Origin of the sequence: Bordetella genomosp. 12 (genome assembly GCF_002261355.1) — a bacterium.
GTDB lineage: Bacteria > Pseudomonadota > Gammaproteobacteria > Burkholderiales > Burkholderiaceae_B > Bordetella.
The window spans coordinates 190,032-215,700 of record NZ_NEVU01000003.1; the positions used below are offsets into that span (position 1 = coordinate 190,032).

General features: G+C 64.9%; 23 protein-coding genes. 7 read left to right on the plus strand and 16 right to left on the minus strand.

Going from position 1 to position 25,669, the window contains the following annotated elements:
* Nucleotides 1–519: 519 nt before the first annotated feature.
* A complete protein-coding gene (locus CAL22_RS13035) occupies nt 520–1,227 on the plus strand; it encodes a MarC family NAAT transporter (protein WP_094813923.1) in 708 nt (235 codons plus the stop codon).
* On the opposite strand, the gene CAL22_RS13040 is transcribed toward CAL22_RS13035, so the two are convergent.
* Nucleotides 1,219–2,214 carry a Dyp-type peroxidase gene (locus tag CAL22_RS13040; RefSeq protein WP_094813925.1) on the minus strand — a complete coding sequence of 332 codons (996 nt, stop codon included), beginning with the start codon at nt 2,212–2,214 and terminating at the stop codon, nt 1,219–1,221. The genes CAL22_RS13035 and CAL22_RS13040 overlap by 9 nt on opposite strands.
* A 38-nt stretch (nt 2,215–2,252) precedes the next feature.
* A complete protein-coding gene (locus CAL22_RS13045) occupies nt 2,253–2,990 on the minus strand; it encodes a GntR family transcriptional regulator (protein WP_094813927.1) in 738 nt (245 codons plus the stop codon).
* Nucleotides 2,991–3,167: 177 nt separating this feature from the next.
* On the opposite strand from CAL22_RS13045, the gene CAL22_RS13050 reads away from it, so the two are divergent.
* Genes CAL22_RS13050 through CAL22_RS13060 form a run of 3 tightly spaced genes read left to right on the plus strand, consistent with a single transcriptional unit; the run spans nt 3,168 to nt 5,582 of the window.
* The gene (locus CAL22_RS13050) at nt 3,168–4,130 is read left to right on the plus strand and encodes a Bug family tripartite tricarboxylate transporter substrate binding protein (protein WP_094813930.1); all 963 of its coding nucleotides are present in this window, start codon (nt 3,168–3,170) and stop codon (nt 4,128–4,130) included.
* 35 nt (nt 4,131–4,165) lie between these two features.
* Nucleotides 4,166–5,008 carry a fumarate hydratase gene (locus CAL22_RS13055; RefSeq protein ID WP_094813932.1) on the plus strand — a complete coding sequence of 281 codons (843 nt, stop codon included), beginning with the start codon at nt 4,166–4,168 and terminating at the stop codon, nt 5,006–5,008.
* Nucleotides 5,009–5,018: 10 nt separating this feature from the next.
* A complete protein-coding gene (locus CAL22_RS13060) occupies nt 5,019–5,582 on the plus strand; it encodes a FumA C-terminus/TtdB family hydratase beta subunit (RefSeq protein WP_094813934.1) in 564 nt (187 codons plus the stop codon).
* Nucleotides 5,583–5,758: 176 nt separating this feature from the next.
* Here CAL22_RS13060 and CAL22_RS13065 read toward each other — a convergent pair whose 3' ends face one another.
* Nucleotides 5,759–6,871, minus strand: coding sequence for a porin (locus CAL22_RS13065; RefSeq protein WP_094813936.1), 1,113 nt, complete (start codon nt 6,869–6,871; stop codon nt 5,759–5,761).
* A gap of 25 nt (nt 6,872–6,896) precedes the next feature.
* Between CAL22_RS13065 and CAL22_RS21160 the strand changes: the two genes are divergently transcribed.
* Complete coding sequence (locus CAL22_RS21160) at nt 6,897–7,055, plus strand: hypothetical protein (protein ID WP_167383635.1); 159 nt, start codon at nt 6,897–6,899, stop codon at nt 7,053–7,055.
* A 67-nt stretch (nt 7,056–7,122) separates the two neighbouring features.
* On the opposite strand, the gene CAL22_RS13070 is transcribed toward CAL22_RS21160, so the two are convergent.
* The 5 genes from CAL22_RS13070 to CAL22_RS13090 are packed head-to-tail and all read right to left on the minus strand — an operon-like array spanning nt 7,123 to nt 11,236.
* The gene (locus tag CAL22_RS13070) at nt 7,123–8,046 is read right to left on the minus strand and encodes a 3-keto-5-aminohexanoate cleavage protein (protein ID WP_094813937.1); all 924 of its coding nucleotides are present in this window, start codon (nt 8,044–8,046) and stop codon (nt 7,123–7,125) included.
* A gap of 25 nt (nt 8,047–8,071) precedes the next feature.
* Complete coding sequence (locus CAL22_RS13075; RefSeq protein ID WP_094813939.1) at nt 8,072–9,037, minus strand: tripartite tricarboxylate transporter substrate binding protein; 966 nt, start codon at nt 9,035–9,037, stop codon at nt 8,072–8,074.
* Between the two features lie 43 nt (nt 9,038–9,080).
* Nucleotides 9,081–9,593 carry a carboxymuconolactone decarboxylase family protein gene (locus tag CAL22_RS13080; RefSeq protein ID WP_094816591.1) on the minus strand — a complete coding sequence of 171 codons (513 nt, stop codon included), beginning with the start codon at nt 9,591–9,593 and terminating at the stop codon, nt 9,081–9,083.
* 15 nt (nt 9,594–9,608) lie between these two features.
* Nucleotides 9,609–10,430, minus strand: a complete 822-nt coding sequence (locus tag CAL22_RS13085; RefSeq protein WP_094813940.1) for an SDR family NAD(P)-dependent oxidoreductase — start codon at nt 10,428–10,430, stop codon at nt 9,609–9,611.
* An 11-nt stretch (nt 10,431–10,441) separates the two neighbouring features.
* On the minus strand, nt 10,442–11,236 hold the full coding sequence (locus CAL22_RS13090) for an SDR family NAD(P)-dependent oxidoreductase (RefSeq protein WP_094813942.1): 795 nt from the start codon (nt 11,234–11,236) through the stop codon (nt 10,442–10,444).
* A gap of 92 nt (nt 11,237–11,328) precedes the next feature.
* On the opposite strand from CAL22_RS13090, the gene CAL22_RS13095 reads away from it, so the two are divergent.
* Nucleotides 11,329–12,225, plus strand: coding sequence for a LysR family transcriptional regulator (locus CAL22_RS13095; RefSeq protein ID WP_094813944.1), 897 nt, complete (start codon nt 11,329–11,331; stop codon nt 12,223–12,225).
* 36 nt (nt 12,226–12,261) lie between these two features.
* Here CAL22_RS13095 and CAL22_RS13100 read toward each other — a convergent pair whose 3' ends face one another.
* Entirely contained in the window at nt 12,262–13,404 is a 1,143-nt protein-coding gene (locus tag CAL22_RS13100) for an alginate O-acetyltransferase AlgX-related protein (protein WP_094813946.1), read from the minus strand.
* A gap of 4 nt (nt 13,405–13,408) precedes the next feature.
* On the minus strand, nt 13,409–14,818 hold the full coding sequence (locus tag CAL22_RS13105) for an MBOAT family O-acyltransferase (protein WP_094813948.1): 1,410 nt from the start codon (nt 14,816–14,818) through the stop codon (nt 13,409–13,411).
* A gap of 82 nt (nt 14,819–14,900) precedes the next feature.
* Here CAL22_RS13105 and CAL22_RS13110 point away from each other — a divergent pair, with 82 nt between their 5' ends.
* On the plus strand, nt 14,901–15,764 hold the full coding sequence (locus tag CAL22_RS13110) for a polysaccharide deacetylase family protein (protein ID WP_094813950.1): 864 nt from the start codon (nt 14,901–14,903) through the stop codon (nt 15,762–15,764).
* 37 nt (nt 15,765–15,801) lie between these two features.
* Here CAL22_RS13110 and CAL22_RS13115 read toward each other — a convergent pair whose 3' ends face one another.
* From CAL22_RS13115 to bcsB, 6 genes are read right to left on the minus strand one after another with little or no spacing between them, the layout of a single operon-like run.
* Nucleotides 15,802–16,473, minus strand: a complete 672-nt coding sequence (locus CAL22_RS13115) for an alginate O-acetyltransferase AlgF (protein ID WP_094813952.1) — start codon at nt 16,471–16,473, stop codon at nt 15,802–15,804.
* Nucleotides 16,470–17,132 (minus strand): SGNH/GDSL hydrolase family protein, encoded by a 663-nt coding sequence (locus CAL22_RS13120; protein ID WP_094813954.1) that lies wholly within the window; start codon nt 17,130–17,132, stop codon nt 16,470–16,472. Before CAL22_RS13120 ends, CAL22_RS13115 begins: the two co-directional genes overlap by 4 nt.
* 49 nt (nt 17,133–17,181) lie before the next feature.
* The gene (locus CAL22_RS13125; protein ID WP_094813956.1) at nt 17,182–17,841 is read right to left on the minus strand and encodes an SGNH/GDSL hydrolase family protein; all 660 of its coding nucleotides are present in this window, start codon (nt 17,839–17,841) and stop codon (nt 17,182–17,184) included.
* Nucleotides 17,842–17,870: 29 nt separating this feature from the next.
* Nucleotides 17,871–22,109, minus strand: a complete 4,239-nt coding sequence (locus tag CAL22_RS13130; RefSeq protein WP_094813958.1) for a cellulose biosynthesis protein BcsC — start codon at nt 22,107–22,109, stop codon at nt 17,871–17,873.
* Complete coding sequence (gene bcsZ, locus CAL22_RS13135; protein WP_094813960.1) at nt 22,085–23,314, minus strand: cellulose synthase complex periplasmic endoglucanase BcsZ; 1,230 nt, start codon at nt 23,312–23,314, stop codon at nt 22,085–22,087. The genes CAL22_RS13130 and bcsZ overlap by 25 nt, the downstream gene beginning before the upstream one ends.
* Nucleotides 23,314–25,668: a cellulose biosynthesis cyclic di-GMP-binding regulatory protein BcsB gene (bcsB, locus tag CAL22_RS13140; RefSeq protein ID WP_094813962.1), complete on the minus strand. Its 2,355-nt coding sequence runs from the start codon at nt 25,666–25,668 to the stop codon at nt 23,314–23,316. The genes bcsZ and bcsB overlap by 1 nt, the downstream gene beginning before the upstream one ends.
* Nucleotide 25,669 lies beyond the last annotated feature (1 nt).

Here is a 25,669-nt window from a genome sequence, read left to right on the forward strand (position 1 = left end):
ACAGGCACATACTGATCGCCTTTCAACCTAGTGAAAACCCTAGTGATCCGACCCTTAGCAATGCTTGACGATTGAAGGGCGGGATGTTGCGCAAGGCGTACACGGCAAGCGCTTCAGAGCGTGAGGGCACGCCCTGGCCCCACAGGGGCTGCGCTGGCGCGATGGCTCCGACGCGCCCCACCCAGGCGGCGTAAGTTTTCGCAGACCGGCAAAAAAAGTGGACTCAATGCCTGATTCACCGCTGCGGCCTGATCCCGCGATCGCCTGGCCGGGTTACAGTGTGGCGCATGAAATCGCACGCCACGCTCACTGCGCAGACCTTGCCGCCCTTGCGCCCGCCGTGCGAGCCATGTGCTTCCGAGCCACGATGCCCGGCCGCGCGCTTTGCCGCCGTGGCTTGCCGACGCCCGAGCCGGGCGGCTCGCCCAGGCTTGGGTCTGCCGCTGTCCGCAGCGCACCCGCCAGCCAACCGCCGCGCCGCCGCTTTCCCGCCCGCCTGTCCCCTGGAATCCCTTTTTCATGTTCAACGACGTATTTGATCTGATCAAACTGACCGGCCTTGGCCTGACGCTGATGCTGCCGTTGGCCAACCCCCTGACTTCGATGAGCCTGTTGCTGTCGTTGGGCGAACAGATCCCCTACCGGGAGCGCCAACGCCAGATCACACAGTCGGCCTTCTATGTCGTGGGGATCATGCTGGTGACTTACTACGCGGGCGCCTGGATCATGAGCACGTTCGGGATTTCCATCCCCGGCTTGCGCATCGCCGGCGGCCTGATCGTCGCGGCCATCGGGTTCAGCCTGCTGTTTCCCAAGAGCACGGTCGATGACATTCCCGAAGCCGAACAGTCCGCTGACACCGCGCCGCAGCGGGCATCGCCCAATATCGCCTTCGTGCCGCTGGCCATGCCGGGCACGGCCGGCCCCGGCACGATCGCGATGATCATCAGCGCGACCTCGACCATTCACCTGACGCATGAGTACGCGCCCTGGGTCGTGCGCGCCACGCCCATCATCGTGTTCCTGCTGCTCGGACTGCTCTTTTGGATCTGTCTGCGTTCGGCGGGCCGCATCGTCAAACTGATCGGCCATGACGGCGTTCAGGCCATCTCGCGCGTCATGGGCTTTCTGCTGGTGTGCATGGGCGTGCAGTTCATCATCAACGGGGTGCTGGAAATCGTCACCACCTATCTGAGCACTGCCGCCCACGCCACCGCGTTACGCTAAGGCCACCGCCGGTTCGACATGCTCGACCGGCGCTGCCTCGGCCGGCTGCGGCGTACGCTCGGCCAAGGCGTCCATCAAGGTGGCTGAGGGCACGAAAAACAGGCCGCCGGTCACCGCGCGCGAGAAGTCCAGCAAGCGGTCGTAATTACCCGCCGGCTTGCCAACGAACATGTTCTCCAGCATCTGCTCTATCGGTTGCGGAGACCGCGCGTAGCCAATGAAGTACGTCCCGAACTCTGCCTGACCGGGCCGCCCGAAGGGCATGTTGTCGCGCAGGATTTTGACTTCGTTGCCGGCCTCATCCTCGAGCGTGGTCAGCGCGCTATGCGACCAATCGGGCTTGCTGGCATCGTCGAGTTCAATGTCGTTGAGCTTTCGCCGGCCAATGATGCGCTCCTGCTGTTCGACGCTCAGGGCATTCCAGCCTTTCATGTCGTGCAGGTATTTTTGCACCAGTACGTAGCTGCCCGCGCGGAAATCCGGGTCTTCGTCTCCCACCAGCGTAAACGGTGCGACCGCTTCGCCTTCCGGGTTCTCCGTGCCGTCGACAAAGCCGATGATGGCGCGCATATCGAAATTGCGGAAACCCTGAACCTCGTCGACCACCTCGATTGCGCCGTCCAGGCGCAGCATCAGTTGCGTGAGCAACTCAAAGCCCAGGTCGTGACGGTCGGCGCGGATATGCAGCAGCAGATCACCCGGCGTGGCGACAGCGCGGCGCTCGGCGGGCCCGAACTCGCGGAATCCATGCAGGCTGGCCGGCACCGGGCCGCCAAACAGGCGCGGCCAGGCCTGCGCGCCAAAGCCCACGACACAGGAGAGCTGGCCGTCGGGCACACGCTTGCCGACGGAACGCACCAATGCCGCGACATCGGCGCACAACGCTCGAACCGTCGCCGCGCTTTGGGCATCGGGCTTGATGGTCGCGACCAGGAAAAAGGCGCTGCGCGTAATCGGGGAGCAGACCGCCTGGGACAGGGTGGACATAGTGAGGGCTCAAACAGGAGGAGGAAGAAGCGAAGGATCTAGAGCGCAGTCGCCTTGGCGCGATGCATCCAGAAGGTAAAACGGAATTTATCGGCAGGATAAGTGCTGACCGTGATGAGGAATTTCTGCTTGGCCTGATCCAGATACTGCCGGGTGATCTCCAACGCCGGCATGTGCGGCGTGGCACGCAGGTAGGGGGCGACCTCTTCGGAAAGCGACGTGGCGGCGATGTCCTGCTTGACGTCCAATACCGCTCGGCCGGAGTTCTTCTCGATCAAGGTGCACAGCAGCCCGCTGCCGTCCTGAATCTGATCCAGAATGGGCAGCCCCTCTTTGGGGTCGAGATAGGCATCGGTCCAGCACACGGGGATCCGTTCAGGCGTTTTCTCGCTGCGCAGCATCCGGATTCTGAGCCACTTCTGTCCGGGGCGGCATTCCAGCACCGCAGCCAGCGCATCGTCGGCCACCGCATCCGAAATATCGATGATCGTGCGCTCGGTGTAGCTGGCGTAATTGACCAGATCCTCGATGTTGTGCAGCGACTTCGTGTAGCTGTTGCGCGTTTCCTTGGCGACCACCACCGTGCCCGCCCGGCGTTTGCGGCTGATCAGCCCCAGGCCTTCGACGATGTTCAAGGCGGACCTGATGGTCGTGCGGCTGACCCCATGCTCTTCGGCCAGAACGACTTCGCTGGGCAGTTGGTCGCCGATCTGCAAGGGGCCTTCGGTTATCTGCTTGACCAGCACGCTCGCGAGTTCTGTGTAACGGACGTCCATGAGGGGCTTTGGGTTGATGGCGCGGCCGCCGTATTGTACCGAGCCTGTCCCCGGAAAATATCGCGTGCCAGCCGATTGACGAAACGGCACCACACTCCCTAGAATGGTACGTACCATTTAAATGGTAGCTACCAATAAGCGGGCAAGCATGCCGCAACCTCAAGGGAGGAGACCCCCATGTTTCACACCATCAAGCACCTGGCGCTGGCCTGTGCGCTGCTTACCCATGCCGCCGCGTGGGCGGCCTACCCCGACAAGCCGGTGACCATCATCGTGCCCTTCCCTGGCGGCCAGACCGGAGACATCATTGCCCGTACCGTCGGAGAGCAACTGACCAGAAAGTTTGGCCAGCCCTTCATCATCGAAAACAAGGCCGGCGCCGGCGGCACCCTGGGCACGGCGTACGCCGCGCGCGCCCAGCACGACGGCTACACCCTGCTGCTGACCAGCACGGGCCCGTTCGCGATCGCGCCCTCGCTGTATTCCCGCCTGGCCTACAAACCGCTGGAAGACTTTGTGGCCGTCGCCGACATCGCCGCCACGCCGCAGATCCTGGCCGTGGGCGCGAACTCGGGGATACAGTCCGTCGCCCAGCTGATCGACGCCGCGCGCAAGGGCGATCTGTCATATGCCTCGGCAGGCAACGGGTCGACCCAGCACCTGACGATGGAGGTCTTCAAGGATGAGACCGGAATCAAGATGGTGCATATCCCTTTCAAAGGCAGCGCCGAGGCCCAGACCCAGGTCATCGGTGGGCTGATTCCCGCCACCTCCGACTCCCTGCCCGCCATCCTGCCGCAGATCAAAGCGAAGAAACTGCGTGCGCTGGCCGTGCTCGACCAGGAGCGCAGCCCGTTTCTGCCCGATCTGCCGACGCTGCACGAGCAGGGCTATCCGGCCTTCAGCACCGTGGCCTTCTTCGGCCTGCTCGCGCCCAAAGGCACCGATCCCCGCATCATCGACGCCCTGAACACCGAACTCAACGACATCCTGCGCAACCCCGAGGTGGCCCAACGCTTCCAGACCCTGGCCCTCACTCCCGCCAAGCCCAAGACCGCCCGACAGTTCCAGGACTACCTCGGCGAGGAAGTCAGCAAATGGCAGCGCATCGTCGGTGACGCCGGCGTCAAGCTGGACTGACCCCGCTGCCCTCTCCTTCTGCCCCCCCTTACGTTATGCGCCAAGTACACACCGACCAGATCACCGACTGCATTGCCACGCTTTGCATCGATGCCTGCCGCAAGCTGCCCGATGATGTCATCGCGGCTTTCGAGCAGGCCCGCCAGACGGAGATCTCTCCGCTGGGCAAATCCGTCCTGCTCAAACTCATCGACAACGACCGCATCGCGCGCGAAAACGAGGTGTCGTACTGCCATGACACCGGCCTGGCCATCGTGTATGTCGATGTGGGGCAGGACGTCCGCATCACAGGCGGCGACTACCAGGCCGCCGTGCATGCCGGCGTGCGCAAGGGCTATGCCGAGGGCTACCTGCGCAAATCCGTCGTGGGCGATCCGCTGCTGCGCGTCAACACCAACGACAATACGCCAGCCGTCATCCATACCGATATCGTGCCCGGCGACCAGATTCGCATCACCGTGCTGCCCAAGGGCGGCGGCAGCGAGAACTGGAGCACGATGAAGTTCCTGCTGCCCGGCGAAGGGGTCGAAGGCGTCAAGCGCTTCGTGCTCGGCGCGATCGAGGCCGCCGGCGGCGCGGCCTGTCCGCCGCTGACCGTAGGCGTGGGCCTGGGCGGCAGTTTCGACAAAGTCACCGACATTGCCAAGAAGGCGATCCTGCGCGATATCGGCCAGCATCACGAGGCCGAGCACATCGCGGCGCTGGAGCGCGACCTGCTGCAAGCGATCAACCGCAGCGGCATCGGGCCGCAGGGCTACGGGGGCTCGAGCACCGCCCTGTGGGTGGCCGTCGAGACCTACGCCTGCCATATCACGGCCCTGCCGGTCGCCGTGAACATCCAGTGCCACGCCTCGCGCCGCAAGACCGCCATACTTTGAGGACATTCGCATGGCCACCCACTGCCTCACGACGCCGCTGGACGACAGCGTTATCCGGACCCTGCATGCGGGCGACGAAGTCCTGCTGACCGGCACCATCTACATGGCGCGCGACGCCGCGCACAAACGCCTGGTCGAACTGCTCGAACGCGGCCAGCCATTGCCGGTGGATCTGCGTGGCCAGACCGTGTTTTATGGCGGCCCCGGCCCCACCATGCCGGGCCATGCCATCGGCGTGGTGGCCCCCACGTCTGCCTATCGTATGGACCCTTACGCCACCGTACTGTTCGACCATGGCGTCAAGGCCGCCATCGGCAAAGGCAACCGCGGCGCGGCCCTGCGCGAGAACTGCCAACGCAACATCGCGGTCTGCTTCTCGGCCATCGGCGGCATTTCGGCCACGCTCTTTGCCTGCATCAAGCGCGCCACGGTCGTGGCCTATGAAGACCTGAAAACCGAAGCCATTCAACGCCTGGAAATCGAGAACTTCCCGCTGCTGGTCACCAACGATGCGCATGGCCGCGATTTGTACGCGGAAGAAGTGGCGAAGTATCGGGCCCAGTTGGCAGGCTGACACGGCGCCCGGGTTCACAAAGCGACGCCAAACACAGGCTCGGGTGAGCGGGCCGGGGGTGGAGCTAGGGAGGTGGCCGCTTTTTTCGCGTCTATGGCCGGGTAAGACGCCCGGCCCGCTCACCCGAACCTGTTCGGGGTCGACCTGGCCGCGGCGCGGCCAGGTGGCGGCAATGCTTAGAAGCGGTGACGAATACCCACGCCCACAACCGTGCTCTTCAGATCTTCCTGGAAGGCAAAGTTGCTGGCATAGGAAACCATGCCGTACAGATTGGTGCGCTTGGACAGATCATAGGTGTAGCCCAGGCTGTAGACATCCATCGTGGCATCGTCCTTGGTCAACAAATCGTTCTTGGGGTCGGCGCGTTGCCACGAGAACAACACGTTGCCCGCCTTGCCTACCGGCGCGCTCAAGCCCACGAGATAGGAGTTGGCCTTGAAATCGGCTTTGGCCGTGTTGCTGGGGAAGCTGGTGGCCGAGGGGCTGCCGCTGCCAAAAGCGTTGATCCCCGTACCCGTGAACCAGCCGCCGCGCGTCTGACCGAAGGCCAGCGCCAGCTTGACGATCTCGAAGTCGTACGAGCCCCCCAGGATCCAGGCCTTGGGCGACGTATCGGTGTTGAGCTGCTCAGCCATGTTGAGCTGGTCGTACGTGAGCGCGACGTTCAGCGGCCCGCTGGCATAACGCAGACCGGCCGTGATGGCGCGCGTATTGTCAGCCGTTTTGAAACCGGTTTGTGCAGATGTCGTGTCCGCGATGTTGAATGCGTAACCGACGCCGGCCTGGAAGCCGCTGAACGACGGGCTCTGATACATGACCATGTTGTCATAACGAACGGTGTTGGCGGCGGTGAACGCCGTGCCGACCGTGGCCTGCCCATAGCTGGCGCCGAAGGGATCGATCGCCGCGAAATACTTCGAGGCGATGTTGGTCTGGCGCCCGAAGTCGAGTTGGCCCCAGGCATTGCTCTTCAGGCCCACGGTGGCCTGACGCCCGAACAAACGGGTGCTCTGGCCCGATTGACCATTGGCCGAATTAAAGCCGCTCTCCAGCGTGAAAACGGCGCTCAGGCCACCACCCAGATCCTCCGCGCCACGCAAGCCCCAGCGCGAGCCGCTGGATACGCCGTTGGTCATGCCCACTTTGGACTCACGATAATCGTTCGGCCCGGACAGACGCTGATAGGCGACACCGGTGTCGATCAAACCATACAGCGTCACGGTGGTGTCGGCATGGGCCGCGCCCGCCACGGTGGCGAGCAGCGCGGTTGCGAGCAAAGTCTTTTTCATGAGGTGTTCCTTGAATGGATGAGGCATGCGCCGGCAAGTAGGCAACGACATCGGCGCCGCGGATTCAAATACTAAGAGCGGCATTTGGATCTACGGTTACAGCAGCGACATCCGCAAAAAACACACGACGATTGTGGTTGGTGAAGCACGTAATGTAAAAAGCCCGGGGCCGAAAAAGCGCTGACACCCAGGCATGTTATTAATGCGTGACAATACGGAATGCCGCCATGCCACACCGGAATGCGCGGCGATCAGCCGCCCCGCCCTGCCGGCCCCCGCAGCGCCAAGAGCTCGCGTGCTTCGTCCGCAGACGCCACTTCCAGATGCAGGGATTCCAGCACGTTGCGGATCTGGCGCACCTGTTGCGCGCTGCTTTCGGCCAGCCGGCCAGGGCCGTTCCACAAGGAATCCTCCAGGCCTACTCGCACATGCGATCCCATCGACGCGCCCATGGTGGCCAAGGGAATCTGCGCGCGGCCCGACCCCAGAATCGACCATTGATACTGATCGCCAAAAAGGCGGTCAGCGGTACGTCGCATGTGCATGAGATCCTCGGGATGCGTGCCGATTCCTCCCAGCACACCGAAGACCGACTGAATGAACAGCGGTCCGCGTACCAGGCCGCGGTCCACGAAATGACGCAGGTTGTACAAGTGGCTGATGTCGTAGCACTCGAACTCAAAACGCGTGCCCTGCTCCGCGCCGATCTGCAAAATGCGTTCAATGTCCGCGAACGTGTTCTTGAACACCAGATTGCGGCTGTTCTCCAGGTGATCCCGTTCCCATTGATGCTTGAGCGCGGGAAAGCGCCCAAGCATCGGAAAGAGCCCGAAGTTCATCGATCCCATGTTCAGGGAGGCGAGTTCCGGTTTGAAGGCCACCACCGGCTGTAGCCGCTCATCGACCGTCATATGGGGACTGCCGCCCGTCGTGATGTTGATGACCGCGTTGCAGTGGGCCCGTATCGTTTGCAGAAACGGCTCGAAGCGCGCCGGGTCCTGCGACGGCCTGCCGTCGGCAGGATCACGGGCATGCAAATGCAGTATCGCCGCGCCGGCGTCGGCGGCCGCCAACGCCGCCTGCGCGATTTCGTCGGCCGTCACCGGCAGATAGGGCGACATGCTGGGGGTGTGGATCGCGCCCGTGGGCGCGCAAGTAATGATGACTTTCTTCATGCGCGGTCTCCGCCCTGACGAGGATTCACTCGCGGATCAAGCCGATCGCGCGCGAGAACAAAGCTTGCTGGTCTTTCAGATACGCGCCGTACTCGGCCGGCCCCAACACGCTGATCTCCGCGCCCATGGTGCCCAGCGTTTTGCTGACGTCGTCGCCATGCTCGGCCACGACCTTGCGGGCAGCCTGATAAAGCGTCTGGATGACCTGATCCGGCGTCCCCTTCGGGGCGACCAGACCGTAGATGGTCGGGCTGCCGACGTCATAACCCAGCTCGCGCAGCGTGGGCACATCCGGATAGGCCGCAAGACGCTTGCTGCTGAATACCGCCAAAGGCTTGAGCCCGCCCGATTGGATATGCGCCTGAGCCGGCCCGACCGCCGACACGGCTATGTCCGTATGCCCGCCCAACAGGGCGGTCACCGCTGGTGTGCTGCCTTGAAACGGAATATGCCGCAGCTTGATCTTCGCCTCGGAGGCGAAAGTCTCTCCGAGCAGATGACTGATGCCCATCGCGCCCGAGGTGCCATAAGAAATGCCATCGGGCCGGGCACGCGCGTCCGCGACCACGTCGGCCAGCGTCTGGTACTTGGATTTACCCGGCGCGACGATCATCATGCCGCCCAACGAGATCGCAGCGACCGGTGCAAATGACTCGGTGGTGTACTTGATCTCTTTGTTGGCCAAGGGCACGACGACCAACGCTCCCGGGGAGCTACCCACGATGGTGTACCCATCGGCGGCCGAGGTGGCGGTGTAGGCCGCTCCGATCCCGCCGCCGGCACCGGGCTTGTAGTTCATGACGATGGGCTGCCCAAGATAGCGTCCCATTTTCTCCGTAATGGGGCGCAGCATCTGGTCGGTATCGCCCGGCGAGAAGGGAATGACCAACTGCACGGGACGTTCGGGATAGGCGGCCAAGGCGGACCCTGATATGGCCATGCCGATGACGATCGGGGCCAACGCACTTTTGAGTTTGTCTACGCATTGCATGCTTGTCTCCTGATGGGTGGCTTGCCGGCTTTCTTCTGCGCCGTTATTCGTGATCGACCTGTATGGCCTCCAGAAAACGCGACACCATGTTGTAGGCCGCGATGGTGGCGGTGACCTCGACGATCTCCTGGTCACTGAAGACGGCCCGAAGGGCCGCGAATGTGTCGTCGCGCACGCGGATCTCGCGCGTCATCTCATCGCAGTACCGCATCGCCGCGCCGTCGGCGTCGCTCAAGGCGGCGAAGTCGCCCTGCCTGATGCTCTCCACTTGCGCCTGCGTGCAGCCCTCTTTCAGGGCTATCGGCAAATGCTGCTCAAACTCGTAGTCGGCTTGGTTCAACACCGCGACACGCAGAATCAGCATCTCGCGCAAGCTCGGCGGCAGGCTGCTTTGCTGGCGAATGGCCGTGAGATAGGTCAACCAGCCCTGAGCCACGGCCGGGCTGTTGAGCAACATGCGGTACAGATTGGGAAGGCTGGACCGCTCCCGCTGTATACGCTCCACCAAGGGGCGGATTTTCGGGTCATGGATATCTGCGTACTCGACTCGCGCCATCATTTGCTCCCAAGATCAATCACAACGGGCACTCATGCCCCCATCCACAATCAATTCCGTGCCGGTCACGAAGCGCGCCTCATCCGAGGCCAGAAAGAGCACCGCGTTCGCGGTGTCGCGGCCATCGCCCTCCACCGGCAGGGGGATGCGCCGCCGGCGGCGCTCCAGCAAGGCCTGGACATCGCCGGCCGTCTGTTGGCGCGCCAGAAATACATCCACCAGCGGCGTGTGCAACTGCCCTGGCAGCACGGTATTGACGCGTACGCCGTGCGGCGCCATCTCCACGGCAGCGACCCGCCCGAACTGCATGACGCCGGCCTTGGCGGCGGCGTAGCCCACCTGCGCGGCCCCGGTCCAGCGGATGGCGGAGGTAGAAGACACGTTCACGACCGCACCGCTGCGCTGCGCCTGCATCATGGGCAGCACCGCCTGGCACGTGGTGAACACCGAGGTCAAATTCAGATCCAACTGCCTATCCCAGTCTGCGCGCGACAGCCCCGCCGCGCCGCCGGGCGCCGGTCCGCCGACGTTGTTGACCAGGATGTCGATGCGTCCATGACGATGCCGCACGGCGGACACCACTTGGTCGACTTGGCGGGGATCCAGCACATCGCAGAGCTGGGTGTCCAGGCGTTCGCGGAATTCGCCCGCCAGCTCCAGCGTCTGCGGCAGCGACTCGGGCTCCTTGTCCACGGCGACCACCAGGGCGCCCTCCTCGGCAAAACGCACCGCAATCGCCCGGCCGTTGCCCCAGCCGGGCCCGACACAGCCCGCGCCGAAAATCAGCGCGACTTTGCCGGCCAGCCGCCCGCCTTTCCTGGGTTCGGTACGCACCATATCTTCTTCCCTCAGGCCGTGGCCATGGTGATGCCGCCATCGACGACGATCTGTTGCCCGGTGATATAGCGGCTTTCGTCGCTGGCCAGAAACGCCACGGCGTGCGCCACATCCCAGGCGTCGCCCATGCGGCCCATGGGCACCTGCCCGTGCCGATGCGCGACAAAACCCTCGTAATCTCCCTGCGCATACTTCTGCGCCAAGCGCGCCACCAGGGGAGTGAACATCAGACCGGGAACGACACAATTCAACCGTACGTTATCGCGCGCATAAATGACCGCCGTGGTCGTGGTCATCTGCATGAGCGCGGCCTTGGCTGCGGCGTACCCGACTTGGGGTTTGCCCGCGTAGCGCAACCCGGCGATGGACGAAATGTTGATAATCGAACCTCCGCCGGCGTGCTTCATCAAAGGAATCACATGCTTGCAACACAGAAAAGCGGACGTGAGATTCACCTGCAATTGGTCGTCCCAGGCGTCTTGCGACAGGGTCACGGGGTCGCCCGGCTCGGAGCGGCCCACGTTATTGACGAGGATGTCGATGCGGCCGTAGACCTGGATGCAGGCCTGGATGAGCGCAGCGACTTCATCGGCGCGGGTGACGTCGCATTGCCGCACCGTCATTTTTCCGCCCTCGGCGATGACCGTGGCCGCGGTTTGAGCGGCCGCGTCGGGATCCAGATCGCAGCCATACACCGTGGCGCCCTGGCGCGCGAGCGCTGCCGCCGCCGCCTTGCCGTTACCCCATCCTTCGCCCAAGGTGCCGCAACCGGTTACCAGGGCCACCTTGCCATCGAGTCGAAACATTCCTGCTCCAGAGAAAGTCTGTGAGGCTCAGGCTACGGCATGCGACCACGCAGGTTAAGTTCCGATTTCACCGTGATTGATAGATAAAAAGAATGAATCTGACACCGAGACAATTGCGCATCTTTGTATTGCTGGCCGAGACCCTGAGCTTTCAGAAGACCGCCGAAGCACTGCATGTCACGCAACCCACGCTGAGCAAGCTGCTCAAAGAAACGGAGGAGATGCTGGGCGTGCCTTTGTTTGAACGCACCACGCGCATGGTGCGGCTTTCGCGAGAAGGCCAGAGCATCCTGGACAGTGCCCGCAAGATCACTGCCCAGCACGAGGCAGGCCTGCTCGAGTTACAGCAACGATTGCGGGAGCGGCACAACCGCATCGCCGTGGCCGCGCTGCCCACGCTGGCAGCGTCGCTGTTGCCGCTGCTGATTCAGCGGCTGGCGGAGAAACGTACGCCGATCCGTGTGGAGGTTTTCGACCCGATCGCCTGTGAGGCCCTGGACCTGCTGCGAGAGCGGCGGGCCGATATCGCCGTCACCACCCGGCGGGAAGACGGCACGGGCGACCTGGTTTACGAAGAGCTGTTCACGGAGCCCTTTGCCCTGTTTCACAGCGCGAAGATCAGGCCCGAGGTGAACCGCTGGTTGCCCGCGCAACTGGCGAGGCTGCCGTTGATCACGATGCCCGTGGGCACCAGCGTGCGTACGCTGACGGACAAGGCCTTTCAGGCCGCGTCCCAGCCCTTCCAGCCGGTTTATGCCTTGCGCGATCTGAATACCATTGCGCGGTTTGTCCAACACGACTGTGGGATTGCGCTGCTGCCGGCCTCATCGCTGGACAACGCGACGCAGCGTGGAGTGCGCAAGACCGCCCTCAAGGGCGCGCTGACCCGCTCCATCGGCATGTATGTGCGCAAGGAGTGCCGCAGTTCGCGCCTGGTGCGTGTGGCCATGGACGAGTTGCAGCGGCTAGGCCGCAGCCGCCCTGAATGAAGCGCTTGGGCTCGCCGGATGGCGGGTTCGCCTGGCTTAGGGTTTGACGCGGTCTTCGTCGGTCAGCGGCGCGCCGAGATCGCGCTCGTCCATCTCCCAGATCACCATGCGCGGCGGGCTTTGCTTCCAGGCAGGACTTTTGAAGTAGGCCTGGGCCGCGCCGCCGAATTTGCCGCCGTCGCGCGCGAAATTGCCTACGGTCACACCCAGCTCCCGGGACAGTTGCGGCAGAAACTCCGAGGTGCGCGAGAAAGAGGTGCCGACCAGCGCCAGCGACGGCAACGCGCTGTCGCCGAAGAGATCGTCGGCAACCTTGGCCGCCGCAGCGGCGGCCGGCGTATAACGATGCTGCACCACTTTCTCCGGCTGCGGCTGCCATGCCAGCGGCAGCCAATCCACCCCCGCCAGGCGCACCAGATCTCCGGGACGCTCGGCGGCGGGCAGCGCCGAGACCTCCCATTGCTGAGGTGCCTGCAAGCCCACGCCGCTGGCTCGCACCTGCCCGGCCACGGCGCGCGCCGCAGCGCCCGCCCCGCCCTCGGTCCAGTGCGAATCGTTGCGGTAATAGGCTTGCTGCTCAACCGCACTGAGGGCGGCGTTCAGGTCCACGGTCCGCACACTCTCGGCCCGCATGACATCCAGCCAACGCGCGTACCTGTCCTGAAACGACGCGGAGCGGTGCAGACCGCACAAGCGGTCGGCCTCGATCCGGCTTTTATCGGGCACCACGGCAACCAGCAGCTCGATGCCGCGCGCGGCCAGGGCGTCACGCGTGGCCACGACGATGCGGGCCCGCTCGGCCTGATTCTTGTCGGCGTCGGGATGCGGTTGCAGCTCGTCAGCCAGGAACAGCCAGCCGGCGCATCCCTGGCGCACGCGCGGCCCCAGATCGCGCAGCATCAACCACCCCAGCCCGCGCTGCAAGCGGGCCGCCTCCGAACTGAAGGTCATATCGGCCAGCCGCTCTGACAAGTCGTGCGTCACGCCGCCTTCAAGCAGGCGCGACAAGGACACATCCTCAGGCAACACATCATGCTGGGCGCTCCACCAGGCATTGCTCAGCCAGGCGCAAGCCATGAACAGCACCAGCGCGACGCCAGCAAGCCGGCTGGCGCGGCGGTTGGCCGCCGTGGCATGCGCGACGGGCGGTCCGGCGGGGGTATCGTGATGGACGCTCATCGGCTCAGAACTGGAAGTAAAGGAAAGGCACCGCACCACGCGCGGCGATCAGTGCGTAGGCCAGCAAAAAGCCGGCCACTGGCCAGGTGGCGCTGCAGGCAATGCGCAGCCACCCCGCCGGCCGGGATGTCCAGCGGGACTGAAACGCCGGCAGGATCACGCACACCACGCCCAGCCCGGCGGCCAGCCAATGGGCGGGCCGCAAGACATAATTCAGGCTGTCGCCGAGCGCCAGTCCGTTCAGGCCGAACTGACCGCGGTACATCGCCAGCGCGGCGTGGAAATCCGCCGCCCGAAAGATCGTCCAGGCCAACATGACAAACAGCAGCGTCAGCAGGCGCGACAACCATCCCGGCACGGCCGGCAGGCCATTGTTGCTCCAGGCGCGCGCCACCGACAGAGCAACCCCGTGACCCAACCCCCAGAGCAGGAAGTTCCAGCTTTCGCCACCGTGCCACAGACCGGCAATGCCCATGGTCAACAGCAGATTGCGATAGGTTTTCCAGACGCCCAGACGATTGCCGCCCATGGGGATGTAAAGATAATCGCGTATCCAGCTGGACAAGGACAAATGCCAGCGCCGCCAGAAATCCTGGATGCTGGAAGCCAGATAGGGATGGTTGAAGTTCTCCGGCAGGTGGAATCCCATCATCAAACCCAGCCCGATCGCCATCGCACTGTAACCCGCGAAGTCAAAGAACAACTGCAGGGTGTAGGCGCCACAGCCTATCCACGCATCGGCCAGCGACGGCGCCGGCAGGGCGAACGCCGCATCGACCACCGGGGCCAGCGTGTCGGCCACCAGGACTTTCATACTCATACCCACCATGAACCGGCGCGCGCCCAGGCAGAAATTCTGCCAGTCCATGGTGCGGTGGACCATTTCCTTTTCCACCCAGGCCCAGCGGATGATGGGGCCGGCGATCAACTGGCCGAACATCGCCTTGTAAGCCGCGAAGTCGATGAAGTTGCGCTCGGCGCGCACATCGCGGCGATAGACGTCGACCAGATAGGAGATGGCCTGCAGCACGAAGAAAGAAAGCCCGGCCGGCAGCGCCACCCGCTCCCAGGCCAGCGGCACCGCGCCGGCCATATGGGCGACATCGTTGACCGTGCTCACCAGGATGTTGGCATATTTGTACCAGCACAAGGCGGCCACATTGGCCACCAGAAGCAAGGTGAGCAAGACGCTGCGCCGATGGCCATCGCGGAATCGCTCCATGAGCAAACCGCCGGCCCACGCGACGACCGTCACGCCGACCAGCAGGAGCAGGTAGATGGGTTTGAGCCAGCTGTAGAAAGTCCAGCTGCCGATCAGAAGCACCAGATTGCGCGCCCGCTGCGGGGTCAACGCATAGATGACCAGAAACAGCGGCAGGAACAGCGTGAGAAATTCCAGGGATGCGAAGACCATTGCGCTTGGGTTCTTATATCAATGAAGCCGTGCACGCGCGCAGGATGGCGCAAGCTCGCAGCCCAGGTTTAGAATTGCCGTCATGATCCGCCGGACCCTCTCTTCCTACCCATCCTTGCTCGCATCGATCCGCCGGGTGATCGTTGTGGCCATGCTGGGCCTGGCGGCCAGCCAGGCGGCGGCGCAGCAGGTCGCGATCACGTTCGATGACGGTTTCGACCCGCGTATCGAACCGCGCGCGGCGCGCTGGAATGCGCACATATTGCAAACCCTGGCCCAGCACCATGTCCGCGCGATGATCTTCCCGGCCGGCGTGGCGGTGGACAGCCCCGCGGGGCTGGCCCTGGTGCGCGACTGGGGCAAGGCCGGTCACGCCATCGGCAACCACACCTATACGCACCAGGGGTACACCGACGGCACGACGGCAGAGGCGTTCATGCAAGACGTGGCGCGCGGCCAGGCCATGACGGACACCATGCCGGGCTGGTGCCCCCGGCTGCGTCTGCCTTACCTCAATGAAGGCAGCACGCCGGAGCGGCGCGAGCACTTGTACCGTCTGCTGGCGCAGCAAGGTTATGGCATTGCGCCGGTCACGATCGGCATCGACGACTGGAACTACAGCGAACGCTTCGTTGCCGCGGCCAACAAAGACCCCGCGCTGAATCTCGAACCCTATCGCAAGCCCTATCTGGACAGGCTGTGGCAGGAAGTCCAGACCCAGGAGGCGCACTGGCAGAAAACGCTCGGACGCAGCCCGGTTCACGTGCTGCTGCTGCATGCCAATGGGCTCAATGCCGTCATGCTGCCGGACATCCTGGCCCTGTTCGAAGCCCGGGGCTGGACGTTCGCCGACCCCATCACGGCATTCTCCGACCCGATCTACCAGCGGCCCTACACCGGCACCGACGGCGCTCAGCACGCGCTGCCCATACCGGCCTGCCGCTAAAGCGCGAGGGATCGCGGCAACGCGCCTGGCAAGCATGTCAACGCGCCACCGAGTCCGTCGCCTGGAAGATTCTCGACTGCTTGCCTTGCGGCACCAGAAACACGGTATAGCGCTGCCCGGCTTCCAGCGTGCCCATATCCAGCGCTTGCCCCACCGGCTGGCCAGCGCAGGATAGCTGCAGGCTCAGCGCGACAGGGTTGATCTGGCGGCGCCGCGATTCGCCCTGCGGCACCTGATCCAGCACCACGATGTTGCGGCCGGCGGCCAACAACGCGGCCGAAGCGCACTGCGCATCCAGGTTGTAAAACGCCACGGAGGCCTTCAGCGCGTTGAAGTCATCCGGCTGCTCGCGCACGATCACCGACTGCAACTTGCCCGCGCCATCCGGCAGGCCAACCACGCTGGCGAATTCCCCCGGCTGGACCGTGAGCGAGACGTTCTGTTTGGCGCCGCCCCGCTCCAGCACGCCCTCGATGGCCTTGCCCGCCCGGATCGGCAGGAAATCCGTGGCCGGTTTAGCCGCATCCAACGTCAGACGCGACTTCGAGCCCGTCGCTACCACGGCCAGCGGCTGCTCGCCGCCGTTGACGAAGCGCACAAAAGAAGAATCCTCGGCCGGGCCGGTTTCATACAGCGGCACTTCGGCCGCGCCGGCCGAGGCAGCCCAGAGCCCCGCGGTCAGCGCCAGCAGCATCAAGGTCTGTTTCATGGTTTTTTCAGCTCTTTGAGGGCGGGAGAGGCATTCAGGGCATCCGCGATCGCCTTGGCCCATGACGCGTAGCCTGCTTGCGTGAAATGTTGCCCATCCAGCGTTGGCCATTGGCCCTGCTTGGAAAACTGCAAGGAGTCGATGTAGGCGCAGGGCGCGACGTTCGAGGCCAGAAAGCGCGACAACTCCACCGTGCGCGCGGCGTTCTTGCCATAAGGGCCGCCGTCCGTACCCCAGGCCGGCCCGACCCAGACGCAGGCCGTCTTCGTGGCCGCGATGGCTTTGGCCAGCCCCGTGGTTTCCTGCCACGCCCAAGTCTTGGGAAACACCGGCTTGGTGTACGAACCCATGGTGTCGCCGATGATCACGACCACCACATCAGGCTTGTCTTTCTGGATCAGTTCTGCGATCGGCGTGGTGCGGGCCTCTTTGCCCATCAGCACCACCGGTTTGTTGTCGACCTGATCGGCCCCGCAGTCCACAGGCGTGGCCTTGAGCCACCGCGCCGGACTCGCTCCGCAGGCACCCACGGTGTGCACGTGCGCAGCCCCTTGTGCCAGCAAGGCTTGCTGCAAGGGTTCGCGCAAATGGTTGTTCAACGTCAGGTGGCTTTCACCGATGACCAGCAGGGACAGCCCCGCCAGGGTGGAAGTCAGCATGCTACAGCTCCTTGTCACTGCGCCCGGCTGGCGGCAGGGCGCCGAATTCTCATGGCTTCAGCGTTTTGACGCCTGGCAGTTGCACCAGTGCATCAGCGATCGCCTTGCCCCAATTGCGATAAGCGGTCGTCGTCAGATGCTGACCATCCGTGCTGCCCCACTCGCCCGGCTTGGACATCTTGGTCGTGTCGATATACTCGCAAGGCGCGACATTGGTGGCCAGAAATCCGGAGACTTGCTGCACGCGCGCATACGTTTTGCCGTATTTGCCCCCTTCGCTGCCCCAGGGCGGACCCACCCATACGCAGGCGGTCTTGGTGGCGGCAATCGCCTTGGTCAAGGCCGTCGTCTGCTGCCAGGCCCAGGTCTTGGGAAAGACATCCTTGCCATAGCCGCCCATGGTGTCGCCCAGCACCACAATCACCAGATTCGGTTTGTCACTGGCCAGCAACTGCGCGATGGGCTTGGTGCTCGCGGTCTGTTTGCGCACCATGGGCGACTTGCCCATGCGCTCGGCGCCTCCGCAGTTGCCCGGCGTGGCAGTCACCCACTCCGCTGGCGTGGACCCGCACACACTGACCGTGTGCACTTGTGCGGCACCATTGGCCAGCAAATTGTCCTGCAGGGTATCGATCAGATACCCGGGATAACCAAGATGGCTGTCGCCGACAACCAGGATGCTGAGGCCTGCTAGTACTGAAGCAATCATGTCTGCTTGACTCCTGAAAAGTGCCGCGCCTATCGGCTATAAGGCGAGCGGTACGGCACCACCGGCAGGTCCATGGAACGGGTCTGCGGATAAAACGAATAACGCAGATAAAGCCCGCCGGCCCACTGGCGGTAATCACTGGCGTTATCGGCCCCCACGCTCGCGCCGACGAACCAGTTATTCGCGAGCTGATACTCCGCCGCGGCCGACAGGCTGTAGCCGACGCCGGTCTTGGATTGACCGCCGTAGGTAGCACCCGTGCCCAGGCCCAGCGACGCGGCAGCCGCCTCGGCGGCCTGCTGGCGCGCGCTGCTGGTCGGGAAGTAGTCGGCGCCGCTCTCGCGGAAATGCTGCACACCGATCGAGCCTTGCAACTTGTAGCTGAAGCGATTGAAACGCTCCGCCCACGTGATCGGCACGCTCAATGCATAGAACTCCTGCGGACTGAAATAACCGCCGTGGCCGTAGGTGAAGAAGCGCTCGTTGCGGTTGTAGAACGTGCCTCCCAGGTTCAGGCCGGCGGTCAGCAACCTGTCGGTATCACGGATGAGGTAGCGATAGACCCCGGCCCCCACCTCGGTGCGATTGTTCGACTGCACATGGCTGCCGTCCAGGTATTGCCACGACCCGTAGCCATAGACGCCGTAGGTCGGCTTGTCCACGCCGATCTGCCCCGACAGCCCGGTCGCCGTCACGCCGCCCCAGGTATCGCCCGTGCGGGAATCGCGGGTCCCGGCGAAAGACAGCAGGCTGTCTGTCACCGCGCGGCGCGACACACCGGCCGAATACCAGCTGCCCGCCTGCGGATCGATGGAGTCCTTCCAGTCGACGCCGCCCACGACATTGTTGCGGGTGAAGCCCAAAGGCGTGGTCCCGATGTCGGCCGTCAAGTTCTTGGTTTCGTAGCCGACGGCCAGGCCTACGCCGCTGTCGCGCTGCGAACCGGGGCCGCCCACGGAGCCAGACTGCTGGGCCAAGGTCGCTTGCGGCCCACCGCCAAACTCGCTGCTGTGGTAGACGTCGCTGCCGACCGAACCGGCCTTGACCTGCACCGGCGTGACCCGCAGCACGAGCTTGCCCTCGCCCACCGGCATGCGGGCCTCGACGGGCTCCTGGATCAGGGTCAGGCGGCTGGTGCCATCCGTACCATTGTTCGACTGCACAAACGCGCCTACGCGAATCTCCGGTGAGCGCTCCTCGTGGATCTCGCGCAATTCGTTCTGCATCGCGCCCAGATCGGAAGCGGACCCTGCGGCGGGCTCGCCGCGCGGCGCGGCCGCGGCAACCGCAACCGGCACGGCCACCGACTGGGGCGCGGTGTTCGAACTCGGCACCGCGATGGCCTGAGCCGGCGCCGCGGCAGGCACCGGCTGCGGCGTGGCCGCAAAAGGCGTCTGCGCCGGGGCGGCCGCCGTCGGCGCCGCGGCAGGCGCGACGGGCTGCGGCATGGGCAAGGGATCGGGCCGCGCCAAGGCAACCGCTTGCGGCGCCGCGGGGGCGGGTGGAGTCGCTTGCGGGGCCGCCACCACCATGGGTGGCGATACCGTCAGACCCGGCGTGCCCAACTCGGCCGTGGGCCGGCCGACCGGGGCGACGGCGAGCAAGGTCTCCGCCTGCTGGGCGCTGCCCGGCACGCTTTGCAGCGGCTGCTCCGGGCTTTCCGGCAACTCCTGCACGGTCGCGGCCAGCGCTTGCGAGGGCACGCCCGTGCGCGCCCGGAAGGGATTGTCCGTTGCGCCGGCATCCGGTTTGGCTGCAGCCAGCGCCACCTGCGTTTGCGGGGCTTGTTGCTTGGCGGCAATCGCGGCCGTCAACAGTTCCGCGGCTCGTCCGCTCTTGCCATTGGCGCGGTACACCCGCGCGGCGCCGGCCAGAATATCCGGGTCACTCGGCGCGGCGGCCACGGCGCGCTCCAGCGCGTCGTTGGAATAGCGTGTCTTGCCCGCTTGCGAGGCCACTTGCGCCGCGCCCAGCAGCAAGGCGGGGTTCGCCGGATCATTGGCCAGCACTTTGTCGTACAAGGCGAGCGCCTTGCCGGCGTCGCCGGCTTCGGCATACATGCGCGCCAGCGCCGCCACGGCCAAGGGATCGTTGGGCCGCTTGTTCAAGGCCGGCGCCAGGGTGTCGTAGGCTTCGGCGAGCTCTCCGCGCTGACGCAGCAAGTCCGCCTGACGCACGGTGTACAGGAAGACCAGGTCTTCCTGCTGCCGGGCCTGGGCGGGCGTGAGCGGCATGGCCTGAAGCTGGCGCAGCACGCTGGCCGCCTCCGCATCCTGCTGCGTTTTGACCAGGAACGCGGCATACGGCAACAAGACGTCTGCGCGCTGGCCACCGGGCCCGGCCAACTGCTGGCGCATCAGGGCCGCGCCGCGTGCGGTGTCGCCCGCGTCGGCATAGGCCTGCGCCACCGCGCCGGCCAGGGCCGGATTCTGCCGGGCTTGCGGCTCGAGACGCGCCAGCAAGGCTTGCGCCTGCTGCGTCTGGCCGCTTTTCCCCAGCTCGGAGGCTTGCCGCAGTTGCAGTTGAAAATTGAGTTGCTGTTCCGTGCTGGCCATGGAGGAGGTCCGCGCCGAGGCCGGAATCCGCGCCAGGGTCTGCTGCGCCTGACCCCAATCGCCCATTTGCATGGACAACAAGGTGCTGGCATAGAGCGCGTCGGGCTGGTCGGGATTGGCCGCGAGCAGTTCGTCGACCACGCGCCGCGCTTCGGTCCGCTTGCCGTTATCCAGATAATGCCGGGCCAGCTCCAACCGCAGCCAAGGATTCGCGCCATCGTCGCGCACCGCGTCTTCCAGCACGCGCCGCGCGCCTTCGGTGTCGCCCCGCGCCGTGGCGGCCTTGGCCTTGCCGGCGGCGACCTCGGCCCGAACCTGCGGCAAATCGCCCAGCGCAGCACGCTGCGACGGGCTCAAACTCTCGACCAGCTTGACGGCCTGATCGGCGCGGCCCGTCTGGGACAGGACACCCGCCAGACCGCGGATGGCATCGCGGTTGCTCTTATCGGTGGCCAGGACGGACCGATAGGTTTTCTCGGCGCCGCTCAGGTCGCCTTGCGCAACCTGCAAGCGCGCCACGGCGTTGCGACCGGTCGCTTCCTTCGCGTCCAGACGCTGGGCCTGGTCCAGCAGCTTGCGCGTGGCGACCAGATCTCCGGCATCCTGTGCCGCGCCCGCTTCGGCCAGCAGATTCCAATAGCGCGCCGAATTCAGTGATTTCGTCCAGCTCGCCCCGCCCGGCCGCGCAGCGGCGCTGGCCAGCAGGCGCTCCGCTTCGGGCAGGCGGTTCTGCTGCATGCGGACCACGCCCAGGCCGCCCAGGGCATCGGCGTTGTTGGGCGTTTCGCGCAATTTGGCGGCGAACTCGGCCTCCGCGGTCGCGGTATCGCCCCGCTTGAGCGCTGCGTAGCCACGGGCCAGGCGCGGATCCTGCACCGGTGCGGTGCTGCGGGTGGCGGGCGCGGCCGCGCGGACCTGCTTCATCTGGCTGGCGATCTCGCTGTCATCCGGATGCTTGGCCAGATAGGCCTCGAAAAGCGGCTTTTCTTCCGCGCGCGGGGCTCCCAGCCAGGTCAGCGCGGTGCGCCAGAACTCGGTGGCCGCGCCGCCGATGTCAGGCCGGTCAGCCAATTGCTGCAGCCGCCGGATGCCGTCGGCGCGCGTGCGCTCATTGCGGGCCATGTGCTGCGCCAGCGGCAGCATGACGGCCGGATCACCCGGCCGCTCGCGATCCAGCCGCTGCAAGCCCTGAATGGCCTTCTCCAGGCCGCCATCCGTATAGCCCAAATAGGTGTAGTACTCGCGGGCCACGTCACCCTGTGGCGTCTTGCCGCCGAGCGCCTTGTCATACTGCGCGACGGCCGCATGCATGGCCTGGGCATTGTTGCTGTTGGCCGCATCCTGCGCCATGAGGCGCGCCTTGTCGATATCCGCCTTGCCGGGATTGGCCGACAGGCGCAAGTCCTGCTCCAACTGCGGGACATAACGGCTATCGGGAGCGGCCGACTTCAGGCGCGCCAGGTACTCACGGGCCTGGGCGTACTGGCGTTTTTCGACCGCGATGGCGGCCATCCCATACAGCGCATCAGGCTGCCCGGGATCGTTGAGCAGCAGCTTTTCCCAAGCCTGGGCCGCCTGCTCGGGCTTGCCTTGCGCGACCCAATAGCGCCCCTGCTCGACCAGGGTGCGGGAAGCATCGTCTTGCGCCCACACCACCGGATGGCTTATGACGGCCAGTAATCCGATGGCTACCGTGTGATGGCGTACGGACATGATTTCTCCCACTCTAATTGAATTTGGCCCGTGCGCCGGAACCGATAACGGCTATCCAGCCAAGCAGTGCTGAACATGCTGAGCACGTAATCATAATAAGGCGGCTGCTGCCTTGCCAGCTGCGCGGGCGCCAGGCTCGCCGCCCAGGCGAAACGAACCCGCCCCAGCTGGCTTTCCAGCAACGCCGCCTGCCCCGAAGCGCGCAGATACGGCAGCAAGGCGGCAGAAAAACCAAAAGGTCCGGTACCGGAAAGCGCGCCCGTATCGACGTTGACCTTCTCGGGCGGCACACCGTTTTGCGCCGTGGCCTTGGCCAGCCCGCCGATCGCTTGCATCAAGGGAGCCGCCAGGGGATCGGCCGGATCCGTCATGCCGGCCCACATATAGGTGCGCACGGCGTCATAACTGCCCACGGCGCCCTTGACCGGATCGGGGCCGAACTTGCCCTCACCGTTCTGCCCGCTCTCATACGCCACCCAGTCGGCCACATAGCCCAAGGGGCTGCTTTGCCGGATCAACTGCAAGGTGTTGACGGCAATGCTGTCCCACGGCCCCTTGGGCGATGCCTGCGCCAGCCTTCTGAGCACCGGAATCGGCATATAGCTCGGATTGAAGCGCCATACCCCGGGCTGCGCAAAGCCCTCGGGAGCGGGCAGCAACATATTGCCCAGCCCGGGAGGCGCGACGAGCTCGCGCGCCTCGATCTGAGCCAGCAACGCCAAGCCGTCGCGCGTGTAGGCGGGCTCGCCCCAGACGCGCCCGGCCTCAAGCAAGGCATAGGTAAACCAGAGATCCGCGTCCGACGCGGCGTTGGCGTCAAGCACGCCCCAACTGCCATCCTCACGCTTGCCCCACGACCACGCCGGCAAATGCTGCTGCACGTCGCCGGCGGCCAGATTCGCGACGCTCCAGCGCCAGAGGCGGTCGAAAACGGCGCGGTCATTGGCCAACAGCGCGAAGAACATCCCGTAGGATTGTCCCTCCGAGGAACTCATCTTGCGGGGTGTACTGTCATCGAGCACCCTGCCGTCGGGCTGCACGAAAACCTTGACGAACGCCGACCACTGCGGCCAATCGGCCGCCGCGCATGCCGGCGCCGCAACCGCCCCCGCCATTCCCGGACTCAAACCCAGCAGCAGGGCAGCCAACATGGCGCGCAGGCGCCATGCGGCAAAGCCAAGGGGCCAAAGCCATGACAGACGCATCAGTCTTCCTTCTTGCGCGCGCGGCGAACCAGACCGCCCAGCGCCGCCACGACGAGGCCGATCACAACCAGCCAGATCAGCGCCATGACAGCCAGCCGCAACAGGGTATAGCCCGGCAGCACCGAAGAAATCGCCCAATCGATGCGCTTGAAGAACGGCAGGCTGCCCATCGTGTAGGTCTGATCAGCGACCAGGGCATCGACCTGCTTGCCACGGATCACCGCCAGGCTGCCCTGCACGGCTTTGTCGTAGCCATCTCCGCCGCGCAAGGCCGCCACCGCTTCGCCCAGGCCTTCAGGCTGACTACTGGCCAGCAAGACCACGCTGCGCCGCGCGGTCAACGGCGACTCGAAGCCGGCCACAATGGCGCTGACGCCATCGCTGGTGTAGCTGAGCGCGGCGCGCGGCGGCATGCGGTTCAGGCGCGGATCGGGATTGAGCCAGTCCGTCACGCGATAGATCAGATCCGACAGCGAGAAGTTCGCCGCCGATTCATAACTTCCAGGGATGCTGGCGGCCCAGGTCTTGAGCAAGGGATGCCCGGACCCGGACGCGATGACGAGCAAATCCTTGTCGGCCTGCGTATTGACCTGCTGCGGCCGGGTGACCGTCACGCCCGTGGCGGGGTAGCCCGTGGAATCGCCCATGCGGCCCATCACGTTCAGATAGGCCGAGTAGATCTGCGCACCGGCCCGTTCATCCAGCACCACCGCCGTCTCCGACAGATCCGCCATCCGGGTGAATGGGAAACCCGCTTCGGTGAAGGCGCGCAGATTCGGCATCAGGATGAAATGCGGATAGCCGCTCAGGTCGATGGTCGACTCGGGTTCGATGACGCCGCGCACGTTATCGACGATGATGTCCCGGCACTCACCCTGCTTGATGTAGTCGTACATATAGCGGAACTGCAGCTGGCCGCTGGTCTTCAACAGATCCAGTGGCACATCCAGCTGGGCCCGCATCGGCAGGCTCTCATCGGGCAGCACTTCGGCGCGCAGCTTGTCTCCACCCTCGATGCGTTCCAACGCGAACAAAGGCATGGACTTGATGAATTCATTGCCGACGCTGAACAACAGGGAGGAACTCATCGACGTCGGCTGCGGCGTGTAGCGGTAGCGCAGGTCGATGGGCACTTTCTTTTCCTGCCAGCCGAAAAGATCAGGCGGCACGCGTACGTCGATACGGATGGTGTCCGGGCTGAAGCCCGAAACATTGAGCCGCTTGGGTTCGATCAGCTCGCCGAAACTCACCGGCCGGTCCGTGCGCAGCCACCGGGGGGCATCGTAGGGCTGGCGCGGTTTCAGATCGGCCAGCTTGGTGATGGCCGCGGAAGGCCCGGACAGCGTCTGGCTGCCCAGCGCCAGGGCGGCGGCCGCCTGTTTGAGGTCCTTGCCATCGCGGCCCATGACCAGCAGCAGTTTGCCATCGGGGTCGTTGGGATTGCCGACCACGGCCACCGACGGGCCGGTGACCGGGCTTTGCCCCAGATCGGCCACCGCTCCGCCCGTGGCAAAGACGACCGCGTTGCCGTGCTCGGGCAGTTGGGTGACGCTGGCCGGGAAGTCCGAGCCGCGATAGCCCGCCAGGGCACCAAACCAGGATGACATCGTTCCGGCGGCTTCCAGCATGGCCGCATCCGGCTCCGTCTGGAAAACAAAGGGCAGAACGACCCGGCGCATATCGCGCCGGTCAAAAAAAGGCAGCGGCAGATTGGCCAGGTCGTTGGGCAGGGGCAGAGAAGCCGTCGCCAGGTCCAGCGTGCTGAGATTGCTGATATTGGCCCAGAGGCTCGAATGCAGCGGATCCTCGCAGTTGAGCGTGTAGTGCCCGATGAGCTGCAGCCGCAGGTCGTTGTAGGCGGTGATCAGATAGGGCGGGATGTCGACGACACGATCCAGATTGCGGCCCGCCGTATCGCGCGGCAGCGGGATCGAGGCGGCCACCTCATCATTGACCAGCACGTTGATGTGCGACAGATCGGCCAGTAGCGACGGTGAGTAGGCATAGCGCAGATCCAGACGTGCGGCCGTCACCACCCGATCATTGCGGACGCTGAAATTGAGCGTATTGCTGCCATCCACCCCGCGCAAATTGAGCGGATACTGGGCGCCAAGCTGCTTGAAGGTATAGACCTGATCGGCCTCGAACGGCGTGAGCACGGGAGCCGGCACGGCTGCGGGCGGCGGCACGGCTGCGGGCGGCGGCACCTGGGCAGCCGGCGGCGTGGGCGCGGCGTGCGCCAGCAAAGCGCTGCTGGTCAGCAGCACCAGCGACAACCGCGACAGCGCCAGTGCGCGCTGGCGGCGCGTGATGCGGGCCAGCCGCGTTTGGGTCGAACGGATATTCTTGGACATG